We start from the raw sequence: 16195 nt of genomic DNA on the forward strand, positions 1-16195 counted from the left end.
ATACTGTTTGCAGTCTGGACTGTACTGATACAGACGGTTGATGTTCAGGCAGTGGGACAGAACGGAACCGACATCGGTTTTGCAGGTCTGAACGTGTGGTTCCATAAAATGACAGGCGTTCATATGTGGGTGTATACTGTCACCGACTGGCTTGGACTTGTGCCGATCTTTATCTGTATGATATTCGGAGTTGTCGGTCTTGTCCAGCTTATAAAGCGGAGAAGTCTTCTTAAAGTTGATAAGGATATTATCCTGCTTGGTATTTACTATATCCTTGTGATATTCGGTTATCTCATATTTGAGATGATACCTGTAAACTACCGACCGATACTTATAGAAGGACGTATGGAGGCTTCTTACCCGTCGTCAACAACGCTCCTTGTTATGAGCGTAATGCCTACGTTGGCTTTTCAGGTGCATCGCAGGATAAGGAATACTAAAGTCAGATACGGTATTTATGCGTTTACGGTCTTATTCACGGCGTTTATGGTGGTGGGACGAACTGTTGCAGGAGTACACTGGCTGACGGATATAGCAGGCTCTGTTTTGCTGAGCTTGGGACTTTATCTCATATATCAAGGTGCTGTCCGACTCACTGACAAAAAATAACTAACGGAGAAATGAAAATGGAATTTCACGAGAAATTGCAGGAATTAAGAAAGAAAAAAGGCTTAACTCAGGAGGAGCTTGCAATGGAGCTCTATGTTTCACGTACAGCTATATCGAAATGGGAATCGGGAAAGGGTTATCCGAATATTGATTCGCTGAAAGAGATATCAAAGTTCTTTTCTGTGACCATAGATGAGCTTCTGTCATCGGAGGAACTCCTTACCGCAGCAAAAGACGAGAACCGCTCAAATATCGGGAAAATGATAGATCTGCTGATAGGCATAGTAGATATAATGAGCATTATGCTTATTCTCCTGCCGCTTTATCCGAAAAAGACAGGAGAGACAGTCTCGGCAGTTGCCCTGTTTGATTACACGAATATTTCCTTCGGGATAAGCTGTGTCTGCTGGGGACTGTTTGCCGCTCTTATCATCATTGGTGCAGTGAAGCTGTTTATGAATTACAGAAACATAGAAAATGGTAGAAGTACTGTTACAGTGGCATCGCTTGTACTTAGCATTATCGCGGTTTTATTCCTGACCATGGCAAGAATACCCTATGCGGCAACAGTAGCGTTTCTGCTGCTTATAGTTAAGGGGATAATGCTTTTCAAAGTTCCGAAAAGCGAGCACTGAACAGATAGGAGATAAAAATGAAATTAGAGAGCTTACCGCCTGTATATGAGGCATACAGTGCAGAATATCCTGATCTTACAGTGTGCCGTATAGTTTTGCAGGAAAAAGAGCTTTACCATGTCATACATAAAGACGGGATGATGCAGGCACAGGTATCGGGCAAATTCAGATACGACGTCAAAACTGTATCTGATTTCCCTGCCGTAGGCGATTATGTTATGGCTGATATAACTGGCGGAGACAGAGCAGTGATACACAATGTTCTTCCGAGAACAAGCGTATTTATCCGTAAAGCTGCAGGAAAATCAAATACTGAACAGGTAGTTGCCGCAAAAGCTTTTTTGATGATAATGGAGCCGCAAAAGCGGCTCCATCTTTTTACATCATTTTAGTACCATGTTCTGAAAATACTATTATTCTGGCGCGGCGGACAGAAATAGTTCCTTAAACCAAGCAATGAACGGATAATAGAAATTATTCTCTCATTGTACCTGTTATATGTGTTCCTTATTATCGTATTTATATAATCGGAAACCGAGAACGTATTTGTTATGGTCTTATTGTCCCCGTAATGATATACCGCAGTTATCCTGTTGGATATTGCAAATGAATCGGGAGAACAAGTAAAGCCATAATATTTTTCGTCACAGCTCATAAAATCAGCGTCAAAGGCATCTGTGTATGTTTTGCCATTGATATTGAATTCCATATAGCTGTTATTCTTTTCTTCTTCTGTAAGAGAAGTAATGTCAAGGTAGAAATTAAAGCTGATCTGTCTGCTCAGAACAATACTCTGCGACTTGAATTCAGGAACGGGTTCAGCAGCGTACTCGCTTTGTTTTACAGTAGTGAAGTTTCTGACTGTAGTATTATTATCCTTGTCTTTTCCGATAAAGGATATCACGTTTTTCTTTTCTGCTGCCTGACTTAACTTATCGGCAGGAAGCTCAAATCTTACAGAACCGTTTGACAGTGCAAAAGTATCATAGTACAAACCGTTTACATATACTTTCAGACTTGTTGTCTGCGGATCATTTACGGCTATCTGCATGATAAGGTCTTTTTCGGGCTTGATAACAGCATCGGCAGGAGCACTTGCTGATATCGTATCATCAACAGCATTTGGTGTCGAGATATTCACTGCATCCGATCTGATATACGGTGAAGCGCTGTTTTCGTTATATGTGCTTGCAAGCAATGCGTCATCCGAGCTGAACTGCTCGTCAAGCCACGCTATCCTTTCGCGCATATACGATATGAATAAGTCTCTGTCGGCTATATAGCCTCTGCCGTAACCGGGCCACTGATTATTTCTGTCCCAGAGCGCACTGTCAGCCATACCTGATTCGTAAAGATATTCGCTGTCTCTTTCAAGTGCGCCGTTTTCCTTTATAACATCTTCAAGGTAAGGCCTTATCTGCCAGTATCTGTCGGTTGCTGCCGAAATAAACAGCGGATCATCAAGGAACTCTCTGTAGAAATTCTGCGGATCCTCAAACTGCGATACCTTCCAGCCTGTTGCATTACTGCTTATTTCCTGACTTACGATTATTGAACCTGCGCCTGTGTCAAAGTCCCATGGAGGCCCGAATTTAAGGAGAGAATCATGCGGTTTATAGATATATCTGCTCTTGTAGCGCGAATCGTCATTTCCCATTATCTCCATAAGCAGCCAATAGGATACCATTGAATCAAAATCAGCAAGCTCGGTGTAATGAGTCATCTTGCCGTCTATCTCGGTATATCCGTCCTCGGAACGATAGGCGTTTTCAAAATTCTGCCAGTAATCCTGAACATAGCTCATCATTGCGTCGTTTGAGGCAAGAAATTCGGGAGATTTGAGCATTACTTTAAGTCCCGAATCTGTCATGAATTTTGATTCCTCGTCGTATTCCTCAGAGGACTCAAAAAGGTAACCGCCCGAAATGTCGCTTTCAAAGTCATAATAGTCCGATACCAGATATTCTTTTCCGTCAAAAGTAACTGTACCGCCTTCTTTTATCCATGACATATCCTCTGTCATCATATCTGTAAGCTCGTCTTTTTTGTCACCCTTTATCTTTTCCTTTTTAGCGATAGCAGAAGCGGCGTCCTTAGCTTCGCCCTCCCAGTCAAATATATCCACTCTTGCTTCTTCAATGCCTACCTGCTCGCAGAGCTGATAGTTTCCGACGTATTCACCGTTTATGACTACATCTGTCCAGACTGTCTCCATAGTGGTGAGACCGAGCTCCTTGGAAAGCTTTGAAGCAGTCGTATTTCTCAGAAGGCTTTCGTCCTGATAATTTGCAAGCAGGCACCATTTTTTGCTCTTACCCATACCGTAAAAGTCGGTCTTTTTATCGAGCTTTATCTTATATGGCTTCTTTTCCCAACCCCATGTAGTATTGCCGCGGCCTTGCATAGTCATTTTGCCGTTGTAAATCGGCTCTGCTGTATCTTCGTTGTTCTGTATGAACATTTCGCCGCTCTTGGCGTCCTTTTTAAATGCAGGGACCTGACCGTCATCTGTATTGATATAAATAACGGGAAGCTTGCTGAAGTATACCTTGTCCACTGTTTCGTATCCTTCACCGTCAAATTCCTGAACTTCTATCCACTTCTCATAGAATTCTTCTGTAAGAACAAAGCTCTCAGGATCGACCTCGCTGCCGTCCGCAAGGCATCTTATCATGCTTCCTGTCGGATTATTGATCTTCAAAGCCTCTCCGACCTTCAAGTAAGTTTTGTCGATACTTATCCCAGTATTTTCTGTTTCTGCTGCAAATACTGTAAAACCTTCCTGTGAAAAGAGCTGACCGCAATTACCTGCGAACATAAGATTTGTACAGGTAAGAGCTGCTGTGGTAAAGCTGAACATTTTTTTGAGTATTCTTCGATTAGACAATTTCAATTCCTCCTTTTAAATTTAAGCCGTTTTTTTATCTGTGCATTTCATAAAATCATTGCTACAACATATCATCAATCCCCCTATGCAGATATATTTGCTTCTGTTTTATGTTTTATTGGAAGCATTTATGTCCTTTTTTCTAATGACAAAGTCATTGTAGCATATTTTTTCTCCCGAATGCGGATAATTACAGATTTGTAATCGGCAAGCAAATAGTACACAACTAACTCAATATATTTAATAATGGCCGCTTTGATTTTGTTAAATATAAAAGAATCTTTACAGCTGTATTATAACATGATAAATCAATATATATAAAGATTTTTTGTAAACAATGTCAATACTTCTGCGTTTTTTTGTTATGTTATACAAAAAAACAGCAGCCGGAGATATTACTTCTCTGACTGCTGTAATATCTGATCTTTTCATAGATCTCCATTGCTATTGCCACTCCTTGTTCCTCCTGTACACAAGCTCTTTCTCTTATTATACAGGATTATTATTATTAGTGGCTCACTTTTTTATTATCATTTGTGCCATATTTGGCTCAGTTTTATTTTAGCATACATAAATAAACCATTTAACTTCACTATTTATATTCCAATCTGCATATAGTATGTATACACTATCTTATGTCCCATCGATTTCACGTTATTTCGCGGAATTTTCCATTGTTGTTCCGGACACATCATATTGCTTATGATACGTCGTACCAAATTACCGTTTGAATTTAATAAAAGTTATGTAACTCTTGAGAAAAACTATGCGTCAACCATCATCAGGATCGGAACACCGATCGCCTTGCAGGATTTCCTTGTGGGCATCTCCTTCCTCGTTCTGCTTGCCATTGTAAACAAGCTCGGTGTTACGGCATCTGCCGGAGTGGGCGTTGCCGAAAAGGTATGCGTATTTATCATGCTCGTCCCACTTTCCTTCATGCAGTCAATGACCGCATTCGTTGCTCAGAACTACGGAGCAGGACAGATGAAAAGAGCGAAAACTGCTCTGAAAACAGGTATTGCCGTTTCATTTGCGTTCGGAATTGCAATGTTTTTTATCACATTCTTCCGCGGAGACCTCCTTGCAGGCATCTTTTCACCCGAAGCAGATACAGTTAAAGCGGCATGGGATTACCTGAAAGCTTATGCTATAGACTGTCTCAATACCTGCTTCCTGTTTTGCTTTATCGGCTATTATAACGGCATCGAAAAGACTAAGTTCGTTATGTTACAAGGCATTTGCGGAGCATTCCTTGTCAGAATACCTTTTGCTTTTCTGATGCAAAAAATAGGACATAATTCCCTGTTCCTCATCGGAATGTCAATACCATGCTCAACGGTATTGCAGATAGCAATGTGTTTCGCAGCGTATTTTTACTTCAGGTCAAAAGATGACATCGAACATGACAGGACTTATGATAAGACGGCACTTTAATTAAAAATGATTTTAAGAAATAGCTGTGTCATTATAGATAATATTGGTTTTTAAAATTATGCGTTTATACTTGACATAAGTCAGAAACAGTGATATAATTGACATAAGTCAGAAAGGAGATCGCCTATGCCAAGACCTCAGAAGTCCCGCCGTATATGCTGTTACCCCGATTACTGGAGCTTTGCCCCCGATCAGGATACCGCAAACGATACGGTAACAATGTCACTTGACGAGTTTGAGACCATACGTCTGATAGATCATCAGGCCAAAACTCAGGAGCAATGCGCCGCCGAGATGAACGTCGCAAGGACTACTGTTACGGCAATATACGACAGCGCAAGAAAGAAACTCGCTGCTGCATTGGTGGAGGGCAGACGCATCGTCATTTCGGGCGGAAATTACACACTTGACAACACTATCTCAGAGGAGATAACTCAGAAAGGAAGCAAAATCATGAGAATTGCAGTTACCTATGAAAACGGACAGATATTCCAGCATTTCGGCAGAACAGAGCAGTTCAAGCTCTATGATATCGCCGACGGAAAGATAATAAACGAGCAGGTCGTAGGCACAAACGGCACAGGTCACGGTGCTCTTGCAGGTTTCCTCAAGAATGCACAGGCTGACGTGCTTATCTGCGGTGGTATCGGCGGAGGCGCTCAGATGGCTATGCAGGAGGCTGGTATCGCTCTCTACGGCGGCAATATTGGAAGTGCTGACGAAGCAGTTGCTGCTTTCCTTGCAAACGATCTTGCTCAGAACTCAAATCCAACCTGCGATCACCATCACGAACACGGCGAAAGTCATTCCTGCGGCAGTCACTCCTGCGGTAATCACTGATGAAGATATTAACACTTGTCGAGAATACTTCCGCAAGCGAAAGCTGTATCGCAGAGCACGGCCTCAGTATATATATCGAGACTGAAAAGCACAAACTCCTGCTCGATACGGGACAGACTGACGCAGTTGTGAAAAATGCGGAAGCTCTCGGCGTTGATCTGACCGCTGTTGATACAGCCATACTCAGTCACGGTCATTACGACCACTCGGGCGGTATCCTGCCCTTTGCAAAGCTTAATCCCAATGCAGAGATAATCATGCAGAGGTCCGCAGCAGAACCACATTACAACGGCGAACGCTATATCGGAATTGATACGGATATCCTGAAACTGCCGAACGTTCAACTCATAGACGGCGATCTAAGGCTTGACGATGAGCTGTTCCTGTTCAGCGGAATTACAGGCAGAAGGTGCTACCCTCAGGGCAACAGAAAGCTTTCCTGTATGCGCAGCGGCGAGAAAGCAGAGGACGATTTCGCCCACGAACAATGCCTTGTCATCACACAGAACGGCAAGCACTGGCTGCTGTCGGGCTGCGCTCATAACGGAATACTCAACATTCTTGACCGTTACAGGGAGATTTTCGGCGGTGAGCCCGACTGCGTTCTCAGCGGATTCCACATGATGAAGCGCGAGGGCGAGCACACCGAGGACGAAAAGACTGTCATCGTTCAGACAGCTCGTGAGCTTGCAAAAATGAACACTGTTTTTTACAGCGGACATTGTACGGGTGAGCCTGCCTTTGAACTGATGAAGAAAATATTGGGCGGAAAGCTCATCGCACTGCACAGCGGCGAACAAGTTATATAAAACTAAAACGGGAACAGTTTCAAGCTGTTCCCGTTTTTGATGAATGTACTTGCAATTTTTTCGGCCCATGCTATGATTTGTAGATATATGGCAGATTACAGCTTATAAATTATAATATTGCAATATCACCAAAATAATGATATAATAAAATATATCTATTTGATTTTTTAGTTGGAGAATTCGTATGAAAAAAGATAAAACACAAAACGGACTACACAACCGTAATTCATTCCGTACTATAAGCCTTGGATTCGTAATACTGATACTAAGCGGAGCACTTCTGCTTATGCTTCCGATATCATCACAGGACCGAAGTATTACGCCGTTCAAGGACACGCTTTTCACGGCAATATCAGCATCATGCGTAACAGGTCTGGTTGTCCGTGATACTGCTACACACTGGTCGTTCTTCGGACAGGCGGTCATACTGACCCTTATTCAGATAGGCGGTATGGGAGTTATTACCATAGGACTAATGATAACGCGACTATCCGGAAAAAAAGTTGGGCTGTGGTTCCGAGGCATGATGCAGGACTCTATTTCAGCTCCTCATGTTGGCGGAATACTTCAGCTCACAAAATTTATACTGAAAATGACCGCGGCTATAGAGCTTACCGGTGCAGTGCTGCTTTATCCTGTATTCTTCCGTGAGTTCGGTGCGGTAAAGAGCATATGGTACTCTGTCTTTCACTCCGTTTCGGCGTTCTGTAATGCAGGCTTCGACCTTATGGGCGTAAAAGAGAAATTCTCATCGCTTACAACTTTAGGCAGCAACGCTTATGCCAATACTGTAATTATGCTGCTTATAATAATTGGCGGTATCGGTTTCCTCACTTGGGACGATATTGTACAGTATAAGTTTCACTTCAAGAAATACCGCCTTCAGACCAAGGTCGTAATCGTTACATCGGGACTGCTTATAATTCTGCCTGCGATTTTTTTCTTTTGCTCGGAATACTCAAACGAACCTATCAAGGAACGTATACTTCACTCATTTTTTCAGTCGGTCACGGCAAGAACAGCAGGTTTCAATACATCGGATTTTTCTAAAATGAGCGAACCTGCTGCAATGGTAATGACGGTACTCATGCTCATAGGAGGTTGTTCGGGTTCTACCGCAGGCGGTATGAAAACTTCGACGGTTGCCGTGCTTTTCCTTGCTGCACTGAGCGTGTTCCGCCGAAAGAATGACATCGAGTGCTTTAAGCGGCGTATTCCTGAAGATACGATCCGAACAGCAGGTGCGATACTGTTTATGTACTTAACGCTTTTCATGTCAACGGGAATAGCAATTTCTATGATAGAGTCGCTGCCGCTGATAAGCTGCCTATTTGAAACAGGTTCTGCACTCGGAACAGCAGGATTGACACTTGGAATAACTACATCCCTTTCGTTGTCCTCTCATATCATACTCATGATCCTGATGTTTGCAGGAAGAGTCGGAGGACTGACACTGATATATGCTGCATTTTCATCAAGCAGTGAGACATCAAGACTCCCGCAGGAAAAGATAACAGTCGGATAATAAACAATAAAAGGAGAAATAACCATGAAATCAGTTTTAATAATAGGCGCAGGTCAGTTCGGTATACATATAGCAAGACGCATGGCGGAATCACGTTGTGAGATAATGGTGGTAGACAGCGAGGAAGAACGCATCAACACTATACTGCCGCTTGTTACCAATGCTCAGATAGGCGACAGCACAAATGCAGATTTTATGCGTTCATTGGGAATACCTGACTATGACGTGTGTATCGTTACTATAAGCGACAGCTTTCAGGATTCGCTTGAAACTACAGCTCTTCTCAAGGAACTCGGAGCTCGAAAGGTAATATCCCGTGCGCAGAATGACGTTCAGGAGAAATTCCTGCTTCGCAACGGAGCAGATGAAACAGTTTATCCTGAAAAGCAAACGGCTATCCGTCTTGCAACAAAGGAGGCTTCAGACGATATTCTTGATGTGTTCCAGTTAGACCACGACATAAATATCTATGAGGTCCGTGTGCCTAAGGCATGGAATGAAAGAACAATTGCTGAACTTGATATACGCAAAAAGCATCATTTGAATATCATAGCTGTCCGCAAATCAAATCAGCTTGTTGTTCCCATGCCGGATATGATGCTATCAATTGACGATGCAATACTTCTTCTTGGCAATATGAAGGATATACAAAAAACATTCTGACATAAAACCGTCAATAAAATTTTCCAAAAGAGCCCTGCATTATTTGCAGGGCTTTTTATTTTCGGTAAATTTTTTCTGAGAAAAAATAAAGATGTGATTTGTCTCAAACTGATTCTACATAATCCCAATAATTATACCCACAAAAAATTTTTTGAAAAAGGGTGAGACAAAATTAGTTTTTAGTTGTCTAAGAATCAAGCAAATGATTGCAGCAGATGTTAATAGTTATAATGTGTTGAGGCGACAGAAGCTTCAGATGTTCTTGTCTATTATGCATACGCTGCAAATAAAAATAATTATATCTATTTAATACGGAAGTTTATTATGAGAAGCATATGAAGGAGAATAATATCCCCATAGAGATAAATCTCACAAGCAACGAGTTCATACTCGGTGTTAAGGGCGATTCTCACCCGTTTACTATTTATAAGGAAAGCGGGGTTCCGATAATAATATCTACCGATGATCCCGGAATACTGCGAACATCTATTACGGAGGAATATGCCCTTGCTGCTTATAGATACGATCTTGATTATGAAACTATAAAAGGAATTGTAAAAACAGTATCACATACAGTTTCCTCAATAAAAATGACAAAGAGACTATTTTGAAAAAATATGAAGACAAGCTGTCAGTTCTTGAGGCAAAATACTCTAAGTAACAAGTTATTAAACCAAACAGCACAAAAAGGTCTCCCGTTAACGGGAGACCTTTTTCAGATTATCTATCACTAAAATAGCATATTCAGAACTATTTTGTCTTTAAAGCATCTCTTTCCGCCTCACCTTATATGTGTACAGAAATTTTGACGTATCCGACTCGTTTTATGCATAATGCCGCAATAAAAGACTTGATATCACGCAAAAAAATAAACTATAATATTGATATCGGGAACTTTTATGATTTAGGAGGGATTTGAATTGAACAACACAAAAAAACACTTTTTATCCGCACTGACAGCCTGCTTAGTTACTGCTGCGTCAATGACTGTATTTCATATCCACGCTGTCGGAAATACAAATATGTCTGCCGCTGAAAAGCAAACAGTCGGACTTGAGACAGAAAAAGAAGCTTTAACCGAGCATATTATCGGTCCTGATAATGGTGAAAACTACAACATATGGAAAGGAAAAGATGATAACGGCGAATTATCGCTTGACCTTAATAATTCAGACCTTTCCTTTGAATGTTCATGGAACGGAACAAAGCGTGCTGAATATCTTATCGGCAAAAACGACAGGATAAATTTTGATAATTACAAGAGATATTCAATGGAGTATTCTGCCGAAATAAACTGCGAAGACGATTACGGTTTCGGAGCTTCTTTCGTTTGCTCAAATGAAATAGATTCACCGCAGACAGAGGTACGCGTACTTGAAGCATACTCAGGTGAGGAATACAGCAGCCATGAGATAACTCAGACTATAGAAGTCAATGGTGTGAGCTATAATGTATATAACTGCTCGCTTCCTTGCTATGGATTTGAACTCCGTACAATATATGTACTGCGTTCCGACAAGCTTGCTGCTGAAAAGAAGATCAGCGGAGATATTGATATAAAAGGCATATTCAAAGCATTGAATATGGAGGGCTATAAACTTCATGATACTCATACTGCCATTATGTATATTGAGGGGCTCGGTGAAAAAGGCAGCATAAAAGTGAACAGAAACAATATCAATATTATTCAGCCGCCTGAAAGAATTACCGTGCCTAACAGCAATTCTTTGGATTACGTTTACTATGACGGACTCAGATATTCTTTCTGGCAGGACGACAGTATCTCAAACGGAAAAATGACGTTCAACAGTGACGGAAGTGCTGAATGTATCTATGACAATACCAACCAGTATTCGGATTGCCTTTTCAAAAAAGGTATCATCAAAGAAAAGGGCTTAACATATGATGAGTACGATAATCTCAGTATCAATTATAAAACTACCATAAAGGCAAAGGATAATTACGCAGCAGGCGTTTACGGCTGGCTCAAAAACGATTTTGTTGAGTTTTATGTTGTCCAGTTCAGAAACTCTGACGATTTTCTCGGAGATGCAAAGTATGTTGAAACAGTCACTATAGACGGTGTCAAATATGACATATACAAGGGATACGCTATGCCGCTGGCTTTTGACGCCCCTTTAATAGAAAGGTACTGGAGCGTATCACAGCAGGTATATAATAAAAATGTATATGAGGGAAACGGCGAAGTTGATCTCATCAAGCATTTTCAAGCATGGGAAAAAGCAGGCCTTAAAAGGCACACTTTATACGAAGTTTCGTCCTTTGCAGAATCATTCGGCAAGGGTAAAGGAGAGTTTATTCTCGGAGATGTCGACATCAGTATCAAGTCCCCGCAGGATAAGAATGATGTGATACTGGGAATTCAGGATTCAAAATATGAAAAAGAAGGATATTCATATTATCCTAACGATACCTGTATCCTTAAAGAAGACGGCACATTCATATTCAGCTGCGACCACGCCAAGCCTGTTTGTTCAACCAACAGAAGAACAAAGGTCTTCCCTGACGGTCAAAAAATATACATCAATAAAAATGACGGATTAAATATAATATATGATGCCGATGTCAGCACAGAATGTGATTATTATATCAACGGAAACGTCTATATGGCTACCGAGGATAATTACACAAATATAAATCTTTGCATTTATGATTATTCAAGTCAGGACCGCAGTATATCAAATGCAAAAAAGGTGGGCGAATTTGAATTATACGGCGTACCTTATGAGCTGTATATCAGCAATTATATAAATAAAGAACACACTATCAACGGTACATACAATACCATGACTTATTACAGTGTTTGCAAGGATAAAGTCAAGAACCATGAAAATATACGAAGCAACATTGACGTTGCAGCCCATGCAAAAGCATTTAAAGACGCAGGATATGAGACAGGATCTGTTACAGGTATCTCTCTCGATGTTATTTTTAACGGTGCAGGAAAAGGTGAAGTCGTATTCAAAAATTGTGACTATGAGATCACAAAAGGCGAACCTCAAACAGTTACTCAGGAAGACATTGAACTGTTCCAAAACTTCCTCCTCGGCAAGGAATGTGACTTAGCAGGCAAAGACTTCGACCTCAATAACGACTTCAAATGGGATATATATGACCTTATCGAAATGAAAAAAACTGTTTACGGGGAATTATAATCTATTCCGAATATAAATTCAAGAAAGGCTCAGATCACCTTATGGATCCACACACAAATAATAAAACGGACATTCAGGCGTACAAAAAACTCTGCGCTATCTCATTTGATGACGGTGCAGCAGGCAATGCTCCAACTGATCCTTCAATGAGAATACTCAAGGCTCTCATCAAAAACAAAATGACAGCTACATTCTTTTATGTCAGCGACTGGACAAAAAACGCAGGCGGCATTGAAGAAGTAAAGTTCGCATACAAAAACGGCATGGAAGTTGCCAACCACTCTATTTCACATCCGTATCTCAGTAAGCTTGATACAAATGAAATAAGGGAACAGTGGGAGCAGTGCAACACCGAACTCAGAAATATAATCTCTGCCGAGCCCTCACACATTATGAGGCCGCCCTATCTTGACGTTAACGAAAACGTATTGTCTGCCCTGTGCGATATACCGCTTATATCTTGTGCGATAGATACACGCGACTGGGACAACGCAACAACAGAACAAATAGTAAATACGATCAAGAAGGCTGCTCAGGACGGTTCACTTGAAGGCGCTATCGTTCTTTGCCATGAGACATATGCTTCAACGGCAGCAGCTATGGAAGAAGTTCTACCATGGCTTGCCCTAAACGGCTACAAGAATGTCAATATCTCCGATATGGCAAAGGCTCACGGCAATGCGCTTGCAAACGGTCAGCTAAATACACATATTTGAATCGGACGCATTTTCTCCCTACACCATATAGCATTTATTTTTATTCATAAAAAGTTTACGATTTTCTGCCGCACATTTCACCTTCTCATACGTTAAACTCAATATAAACTTATAATACGATCATCTCTTGCTTTCAGAGATATATCGTTTATGACGAAATAAGCATTTTCATGCTTCAAAATTTAAGAATGGCAGGTGAATATTATGAAACTCGCAAAACTTACTGCTGCGATCATAGCAGCAGCAACCGCAACCACCCAGTTCTCAATAAACGATTTCAATATTTCAACTCCTTCCACCGCGTTTGCAGAAGGTGCAGGAGTTGTTGCAAAGCTTCCTGATTGGATCCCTAATAATCTTGAATCGGCAATTGAGTTCCGCAACACCTACGGAGCAACACATATCGACAACGGTCTCATATGCGTCGTATCCATATTACAGCGTGATAAAGTCCCTGAAGGCGAACCACAGGGCATACTGCGCTACGAAGTCCAGTCAACATCTAAATCGGTAAAAGAACTGCGGCATACAAATTTCGGCTCGGAACAAAGCTCTTATTACTATGATATAGCTGTATTCGATCCGCAGAAATCCGAAGATTTTGATATCGCAGTCATCGACACTTGGGCAAAAGAAAGCGATAAGGACCTTAAATACGGTCATGCTGTCGCCCGCTATTCTTTCTCGGCAAAAAATGATATGGATATTACCGAAACCGATATCTATGGCTGGCTGCCCGATTGCGAGAAGGAATATCAGGATTACACAGACAAGAACGACAATTTATCCGTAAAGGATAATTATGTTGTGTTCTGCCTTTCTCATAACGCAGGTACTCCCTATAACTGGATCCTGAACGATACGGGAAAAGAATGCTTTGAGCTTGAAACAGTAAGCGATTGCAGTCCCCTGTATTCCGTTCCGCTTGAAGGCGGAGCGATCAATACGATCTATGCGTACAAAGCAGTCAAGGACGGTTATGACAAGATATCCTACGATTTCACGGCAGTCTATTCCAGCAGCGCCGAAGGCAAAAAAACTCTTGCTGCTGACTGTGCGGTTATAAATGACGCACAAACTATATTGCTTTCAGGAGATATGAGAGTCACCCTTGTTGACTATGACACAGGCGAACCGCTTACATTCGATGAAGATACGATGCCTTACATATGGACAGATATAAGCAAGACCACTCCCGAGGGCGAGGTCTATTGCGAAATGCAGCCTGTCGGATTCAGGAACAATCCGGCAATTGTACGTTTAGGAGATTTTTTCGGTGAATTCAATTTCTCCTTTGGCTTAAAAACTGATAATCTGCCTGTTGGGTATTCTCTGCCCGATACAAATAAAAAGTCCGCCGGTTACTATAACGGAACTATTTTGCCTGAAGATCATATGACTGTCACAAAATATGACAACCATACTGCTGATGTCGTTTTCAAGCTGAAAAAGAACAGCAATATCAATAAAAAGACAACAAAGATCACATTTTATGACAAGGACACAGGTGAACTTATAGATATCCCAAAAGAAGATGAGAATATCTACCTTCTGAAATGCACATCAGGAGAACAGTCAACAAGCGAGATATTCTATATCAAATCAAATCCCTGTACAGTGGATTCGGACTGTGTATATGAAAAATCATGCTCTTATTCCTTCCACTCAGATACAAATGCAGGCTGGTATGATTTCCTGGAATTTGAGATCATCTCTGAAAATGCAGATAATATCGAGTTAGCTTGCAGAATGAACTGGAAGCCCAGCGGTGATATAAACGGAGACGGTTCATTAAGTGTCGGCGATGTGCTGTTAATGCAAAAATGGCTGCTCGGCACAGCTGATGCAAAGCTTGCAAACTGGAAAGCTGCTGATTTCTGCCGCGACAACAAGCTCGATATATTTGACCTTATCAAGATGAGAAAAAAGCTCATCGCAACTCTCCCACCCTCTTATGTTGAGCCTGACGAAAAAATTGAGTTCGGAATGCCACTTATTGTTGCGGAAGACGAGGTGAAACTGTATCTCGGACCAAATGAAAGCTATCAGGAAATTGCTTCGATACCGGCGAATACCCGTATTAGAGAATGGGGCTATCAGCAGAACAATGACACATGGTTATTCACAGAGTACAGAGGACAGTATGGCTGGATAAAGACCATAAAAGATGATGGTATAACTCCGACGATATTCTATGAAATGGTAGCAAAAAAGCCTGTGATATACCTATACCCCGAACAGGAGACAGATGTTCATATCGAACTTGAACTGACAGAAGCAGAGCTCTCAACAACATATCCGAAGTATAATAACGGCTGGGACGTAACAGCTTACCCTGACGGCAAGCTTCTGAACAAGGCTGACGGTACACATCACAGATATCTGTTCTGGGACGCAGTGAACTCCCACACAAGATACGATCTCTCCAAGGGATTCTGCGTTGCAGGCGGCGATACAGAGAGTTTCCTCAGGGAAAAGCTCACATACATGGGACTGACCGAAGATGAAATGAACGAGTTCATCGTATACTGGCTCCCGTTAATGGAGCATAACAAGTATAATCTCATTTCCTTCCAGGGCGAGGCATATACAAATTCTGCTAAACTGAATATATCCCCAACACCTGACAGCCTGCTCCGCATATTCATGACATATGTTCCGCTGGAAAATGCCGTGGATATCGAACCGCAGCAGCTGCCTACCTTTGAAAGAAAAGGCTTTACTGTCGTTGAATGGGGCGGAAGCGAAATAAGATAACAGCAAATATAATACGAATACAAAATGAACTTCCGACCTTAACCGTATTGTTCACTTATAAGTTTTACAATTATTATTTAAAGCTCCCTGTGCAAAAACACAGGGAGCTTTTTAAGTAAACGAAGATACAGCTTTATAACG

At 41.5% G+C, this 16195-nt stretch carries 13 protein-coding genes; 12 read left to right on the forward strand and 1 reads right to left on the reverse strand.

The window, feature by feature from the left end; all coding sequences use genetic code 11:
* The 3 genes from BUB28_RS05190 to BUB28_RS05200 form a co-directional block, all read left to right on the forward strand.
* The coding region (locus BUB28_RS05190) for a phosphatase PAP2 family protein (protein ID WP_242939937.1) at positions 1 to 609 on the forward strand (609 nt) is incomplete at its 5' end.
* 17 nt (positions 610 to 626) lie between these two features.
* Positions 627 to 1244: a helix-turn-helix domain-containing protein gene (locus tag BUB28_RS05195; RefSeq protein ID WP_072948255.1), complete on the forward strand. Its 618-nt coding sequence runs from the start codon at positions 627 to 629 to the stop codon at positions 1242 to 1244.
* Positions 1245 to 1261: 17 nt separating this feature from the next.
* A complete protein-coding gene (locus BUB28_RS05200; RefSeq protein ID WP_072949545.1) occupies positions 1262 to 1636 on the forward strand; it encodes a ribosome small subunit-dependent GTPase A in 375 nt (124 codons plus the stop codon).
* Here the strand turns inward: BUB28_RS05200 and BUB28_RS05205 are convergent.
* The gene (locus BUB28_RS05205; RefSeq protein ID WP_072949547.1) at positions 1633 to 4131 is read right to left on the reverse strand and encodes a CotH kinase family protein; all 2499 of its coding nucleotides are present in this window, start codon (positions 4129 to 4131) and stop codon (positions 1633 to 1635) included. The two genes, BUB28_RS05200 and BUB28_RS05205, sit on opposite strands and share 4 nt — an antisense overlap.
* A gap of 702 nt (positions 4132 to 4833) precedes the next feature.
* On the opposite strand from BUB28_RS05205, the gene BUB28_RS05210 reads away from it, so the two are divergent.
* From BUB28_RS05210 to BUB28_RS17355, 9 genes are all read left to right on the forward strand, one after another.
* Complete coding sequence (locus tag BUB28_RS05210) at positions 4834 to 5568, forward strand: MATE family efflux transporter (RefSeq protein ID WP_081373407.1); 735 nt, start codon at positions 4834 to 4836, stop codon at positions 5566 to 5568.
* Between the two features lie 126 nt (positions 5569 to 5694).
* Positions 5695 to 6408, forward strand: coding sequence for a DUF134 domain-containing protein (locus tag BUB28_RS05215; protein ID WP_072949548.1), 714 nt, complete (start codon positions 5695 to 5697; stop codon positions 6406 to 6408).
* Positions 6408 to 7217 (forward strand): MBL fold metallo-hydrolase, encoded by an 810-nt coding sequence (locus tag BUB28_RS05220; RefSeq protein ID WP_072949550.1) that lies wholly within the window; start codon positions 6408 to 6410, stop codon positions 7215 to 7217. The genes BUB28_RS05215 and BUB28_RS05220 overlap by 1 nt, the downstream gene beginning before the upstream one ends.
* Before the next feature lie 184 nt (positions 7218 to 7401).
* Positions 7402 to 8742 (forward strand): TrkH family potassium uptake protein, encoded by a 1341-nt coding sequence (locus BUB28_RS05225; RefSeq protein ID WP_072949552.1) that lies wholly within the window; start codon positions 7402 to 7404, stop codon positions 8740 to 8742.
* 24 nt (positions 8743 to 8766) lie between these two features.
* A complete protein-coding gene (locus BUB28_RS05230) occupies positions 8767 to 9405 on the forward strand; it encodes a potassium channel family protein (protein WP_072949553.1) in 639 nt (212 codons plus the stop codon).
* Between the two features lie 335 nt (positions 9406 to 9740).
* Entirely contained in the window at positions 9741 to 10016 is a 276-nt protein-coding gene (locus BUB28_RS05235) for an amidohydrolase family protein (RefSeq protein WP_072949555.1), read from the forward strand.
* Between the two features lie 309 nt (positions 10017 to 10325).
* Positions 10326 to 12581, forward strand: a complete 2256-nt coding sequence (locus tag BUB28_RS05240; protein WP_072949556.1) for a glycoside hydrolase family 11 protein — start codon at positions 10326 to 10328, stop codon at positions 12579 to 12581.
* A 41-nt stretch (positions 12582 to 12622) separates the two neighbouring features.
* On the forward strand, positions 12623 to 13297 hold the full coding sequence (locus BUB28_RS05245) for a polysaccharide deacetylase family protein (protein ID WP_072949558.1): 675 nt from the start codon (positions 12623 to 12625) through the stop codon (positions 13295 to 13297).
* 204 nt (positions 13298 to 13501) lie between these two features.
* A complete protein-coding gene (locus BUB28_RS17355) occupies positions 13502 to 16054 on the forward strand; it encodes a dockerin type I repeat-containing protein (RefSeq protein WP_139277511.1) in 2553 nt (850 codons plus the stop codon).
* Positions 16055 to 16195: the final 141 nt, after the last annotated feature.

Origin of the sequence: Ruminococcus flavefaciens, from assembly GCF_900143025.1 — a bacterium.
Lineage (GTDB): Bacteria > Bacillota > Clostridia > Oscillospirales > Ruminococcaceae > Ruminococcus > Ruminococcus flavefaciens_I.